Source organism: Pontimicrobium sp. MEBiC01747 (assembly GCF_053601635.1).
Genome location: NZ_JBSHNS010000285.1, coordinates 1 through 2522 on the forward strand (window position 1 = coordinate 1; position 2522 = coordinate 2522).

Annotated in this window: 2 protein-coding genes; both read left to right on the forward strand. The window is 29.8% G+C overall.

What is annotated here, in order from left to right; all coding sequences use genetic code 11:
* Window positions 1–132 precede the first annotated feature (132 nt).
* On the forward strand, window positions 133–1368 hold the full coding sequence (locus ACVC2P_RS09300) for a DUF6638 family protein (RefSeq protein WP_452598199.1): 1236 nt from the start codon (window positions 133–135) through the stop codon (window positions 1366–1368).
* Window positions 1369–1450: 82 nt separating this feature from the next.
* Window positions 1451–2522 (forward strand): hypothetical protein (locus tag ACVC2P_RS09305; protein ID WP_452598200.1); only part of this gene is annotated, 1072 nt, incomplete at its 3' end.

Here is a 2522-nt window from a genome sequence, read left to right on the forward strand (position 1 = left end):
GTACGTTATTTAGATAACGTGGCAACCATTGCAGATACCGATTTTAAACGAAAAGTAGATGCTAGAATAAATCAATTAAATATAGAAACCAAAGCCAGAGAGCAGTTTGGTAAACAGTAATTAAAATTTGCAATGCAAAAACTAGAATTGGCAAATCTGTATAGAAGCGAACTCATTCCTATAAGTGGGAAGTTGGTGGAGCGTTATAATAAATGCTTAGTAAAATTGGGGTTCGCCGAAACAAAATTAAAAACCTTTTCTATAGATGGAATAGGGTGGAGTCCAGAAATAGCAGAAGAAAAAGGTAATTTGTTGTATTTAAACAATGGAGAAGCCAATCCGCATGGTATTATTATTTCTCCATTACAGAAAGGGAAACCAGTTTATGTGTCGTTTCATACGTTCGATAGAGAAATGATGCAACATGTATTTAAAGCTTATGGAGATAAAATAAATAATATTACAAGAGATTGTGCTATTTGCTTAGATTTTGACCAAAGTATCGATGCGTTTTATGAGCCTTTAGACGTTTTAAAATACAATAAAGTATCTATACATTTTCACTTAATAGACAACCTAGATACCATACAAAAAGAGCAACAACAACTTGTTCAAAAATTTAAAGAAGGAAACAATTTTATAGATGAAAATTTACAAAAAGAACTTTTAGACTCGGCCTTAAAATATGGTGATTTAAGAACAAGAGATTTAGAATTAAAGGAGCTAGAGTATACTACCAATTCGTTTTATACTAAGGCATTTGGAGGTGTTTATTTATTACGAGATTTTATAAAGGATATTATTGTTTTTGAAAACGAAAAATGGTATAAAGAAGCTATAAAAGACACAATACACGATGTGTTAATTTATCACATAGATCAGCCAGAGCTAATAGCAAAGTTATTAAGCCATGATATTATTGAGTGTGATTTAGATAGAGCAGTTACTACATCGCGTTACGAGCGCATTAAAAAATATGAATTATCAAAATCGTTAGAAAAACCACAACACCCAATACAAGATATTCTAAATGACCAATTGTTGTTTAAGAGTTATTTAAATAAAATAGATATCGATAGTAGAAAACGTATTATGGGAGTAGAGCGCTATCTAGAAAAAATAGAAACTAGTAACCAATATAAAATTGCAGATATAGTAGATGCAAAAATATACCAAGCGTTGCATGAACCGCATTCGTCTATAAGTGCAAAGTATCATGATTTATTATGGAAACTATTAGTTAATATTTCTCCTAAAGATATTTTATTCCTGTATTGGTACGATAAAGAACAATTTTATAAAACGTATGATACTTGGGATGACTCCATGAAAGATTGGGTTATTGAAACAATTAGTAACAATATTTAGAAAAATCATACTAATAAGTTGAAATGTGAGAGATAGAAGTTTAAAAAATATAGACAAATTTTATATATTAAAGAATAATACATTGAAAATTAGGTTATTATTATTACTGTTAACCTCAAGTTTTGTTTTTGCTCAAAACGCTAAAATAGATGAGGCTAACATGAAGTTTAAAAATAAGGAGTATAAAGAAGCTCAAGCGATATACAATAATTTTATAGATGAATTATCTTACAGAGAGCATGCAAATTTAGGTCTATGTTACTATTTGGAAAGGGAGTATGAAAAAGCTGTAATTGAATTTAAAAAAGCCGCAGATAATAATGATTCGCAGGGTTTAAGATATTTAGGATATGCTTACGAAAATGGTTTTGGAGGTTTAAATCAAGATTATGATAAAGCAATTGAGTTATATAAAAAATCAATTCTTTTAAATGATGATGTAGCGACATTTAATTTAGGTTATTTATATGCTAATGGTAAAGGTGTTGATAAAAACTATGAAAAAGCTTTTGAATTATATACCAAAGCATCAAAGCAGGGACACGCTAGAGCTATGAATAACTTAGGTAATATGTATAAAGAAGGATATTATGTTGAAAAAGATTTAAAAAAAGCATATAATTTATTTCATGATTCTGCTAAAAAAGGAGACGTATACGGTATGAATAATTTAGCTCAAATGTATGAGCAAGGGAATCATGTAGATAAAAACATAAATGAAGCTATTCGTTGGTATAAATTTGCTAGTGATAAAGGGAATTCTGCTGCCCAAAACAATTTAGGGGTAATATACTTAACAGGAAATGGAGTAGAAAAAGATTATAAAGAAGCATACTATTGGTTTGATAAGGCTGCTTCACAATTGGAAATAATGGCTATGGTAAATATTGGTAGAATGAAAAGGCAGGGGTTAGGAATGGAGAAAGATTTTGATATGGCACACAAGATTTTCATATATGCTGCTGAACGTCAAAATCCATATGCATTATATGAACTTGGAAATATGTATTATAATGGCGAAGGAGTTGGTAAGGACTATAAAAAAGCCTTTAAGTGCTATAAACTTTCTGGAGAAAGAGGTATGCTGGATTCTAAAATTATCGTAGCATATATGTTAGAAAAAGGAGAAGGAACGAGTAAAAATCTTGAAGAAG

Bases quoted from the DNA above. Each gene is read 5' to 3' on its own strand.
- ACVC2P_RS09300 (WP_452598199.1), top strand. From the start codon at position 133: ATGCAAAAACTAGAATTGGCAAATCTGTATAGAAGCGAACTCATTCCT.